At 67.5% G+C, this 957-nt stretch carries 1 pseudogene; it reads left to right on the plus strand.

The window, feature by feature from the left end:
* Positions 1–86: 86 nt before the first annotated feature.
* Positions 87–848, plus strand: a pseudogene (locus ACUH78_RS19365) (SOS response-associated peptidase).
* The last annotated feature ends 109 nt before the right edge of the window (positions 849–957 follow it).

The raw sequence follows: 957 nt of genomic DNA on the forward strand, positions 1-957 counted from the left end.
GCGGTTCACGGATCTGCTGCCGGTGAAGGAAGGCGAGGGCGGGCCTTCCGGCACCTTGCACTGAGGCAGCCGGGGAGGGCGCGCGCATGTGCGGTCGTTACGCCCTTTACGGTCCGGTTTCGCGCCTGCGCGAGGCCTTCGACGCGGTGCCCGAAGGGTTCGACTTCGAGCCGCGCTGGAACGCGGCGCCGATGCAGTGGCTGCCGGTTGTGCGCCAGCGCTCGAACGGCGAGCGAGTGATCCATCGCCTGCGCTGGGGCCTGGTGCCGTCGTGGGCGAAGGACGAGACGATCGCCACCAGGTTGATCAACGCGCGCGGCGAGTCGGTGGCCGAGAAACCTTCGTTTCGGGCGGCGTTCCGCCGCCGGCGCTGCATCGTGCCGGCGAACGGCTTCTACGAGTAGCAGCAACTCAGTGACCAGCAGGGTGGCGGCAAGCAGCCGTTCTACATCCATCCGGTCGGGGGCGAGTTCTTCGCGCTGGCGGGGCTGTGGGAGCGCTGGACGAGGCCGGCTGACGGCGAGGAGATCGACACGTTCACGATCGTCACCACCGAGGCGAACGCGGCGATGCGGCCACTGCACGATCGCATGCCGGTGATCCTGGCGCCGGGGGATTGGTGGGCGTGGCTGAACGGGGCGACTGCGGCCGACCAGGTGCAGGCGCTGGTGAGGCCGTGTCCCGAGGCGGCGCTGGCGGTGTATCCGGTGGGGAAGGCGGTCGGCAGCGTCAGAAACGAGGGGGCGGGGCCGATTGCACCGCTTTTAAGCAGCCGCGAGCCTCAGCCGACGAGCATGACCACCCCGTTGCTGATCAATGGCCTGTTCCACCTCCATACAGTCTTCTGAAACAACCACGCCGAGTGGCCCCGTATGCAAATGCGGCGGGATGGTTCGGGCCATGACTGGGCTGCTTCCCAGTCCACTTATCGCAAACCACAGGGTGATGGTCGTCTTA

The organism is Thauera sp. ZXT1-4 (genome assembly GCF_052598215.2).